The organism is Psychrobacter sp. T6-1, assembly GCF_052258445.1.
The window spans coordinates 1-1,060 of sequence record NZ_JBQQFC010000544.1 but is presented as its reverse complement, the minus strand read 5'-3'; the positions used below and the strand labels follow the sequence as shown (position 1 = coordinate 1,060).

The window sequence follows — 1,060 nt, the reverse complement described above, 5'->3', positions numbered from 1 at the left end:
GATGAGCCGCGTCAAGCTGAGGGCATCATCACGCAGCGCAGCGAGCAATTTTTTGCGCCAAGTCAAATTCAAAAGCTAATGAAAGAATGGGGCGCTGACCAGTTTAACGAGCGCTCAACGCGCTATATCATGGACTGTGCTGCCAAGACCAGTTGCTGGCTAAAGATCAAAGAGCTGGACGGCGTAACGGGATTGTCGGATGTCTATGCTGATGTTTGCGAGGGCACGATACCCGCTGATGAGGGGTTAATCGTTGTGATGTAATTAAAAGTTAAATGTAGTCAGAGCTAAGTGATCAGACTAAGTCGCTACACTTATACTCAACGCGTCCAGCCCTCTGCCTGCAAATACGCATGCAGCCCCTCTGCAAAGTAGCGATAACCTGCGGCGTTGGGATGAATCTGGTCTGATTTGAGTTTATCGCTTGATATCACCTCCGACCAGCGTTTGCTATATAGTGGTACGTTTTCGCTTTTGGCAATTTGCTTATAGATAGGATTATCGCTCGCTCTACCGAACAAGGCGCTAGTGCTAAAATACGGCTCCGCGATAAGAATAACGGCAATGTCAGCGGCTTTTAGTTGCTCAATAGCCAGAGTGATATTGGCGCTCGTCGTCCCTGATTGCACGCGCCTGAGCACATCGTTGCCACCGACGCCCAGCAGTACCAGATCAGGGTCAAGCGTAATAACCTGATCGATACGTGCCAGCACATCAGCTGAGGTATTGCCATTGACGCCTGCGTTGATGACCTGCCAGCCTGTCAGCCCTGTCAATACGCTAGGATAATTGTTCTGCGGCGTTGTGCCATAGCCATAAGTGAGCGAATCGCCCAAAGCTACAACGCGGCTACCTGCTGGTAAGACTTGCATATCATACTCCTGACTACAGCCTGTCGCCAAGCTGAGCGCTAAGATAGGCAACGCCCAGGATGCCGTTAGTCGTCTCATGTCTTAACCCTTAAGCGCTAGCATATTCACTCAGAAACTTGGAAGTCAACACTCAGAAGATTAGAAATTTTTTCACTAAACATTCTAATATTTACGCCATCGTCTAACAT

At 49.0% G+C, this 1,060-nt stretch carries 2 protein-coding genes; one reads left to right on the top strand and one right to left on the bottom strand.

Annotated features, from left to right (window positions below; translation table 11 throughout):
* The coding region (locus ACTXGO_RS14465; RefSeq protein ID WP_443575009.1) for a DUF2855 family protein at positions 1–264 on the top strand (264 nt) is incomplete at its 5' end.
* 56 nt (positions 265–320) lie between these two features.
* Here ACTXGO_RS14465 and ACTXGO_RS14460 read toward each other — a convergent pair.
* Positions 321–950, bottom strand: coding sequence for a GDSL-type esterase/lipase family protein (locus tag ACTXGO_RS14460; RefSeq protein WP_443575008.1), 630 nt, complete (start codon positions 948–950; stop codon positions 321–323).
* Between the last annotated feature and the right edge of the window lie 110 nt (positions 951–1,060).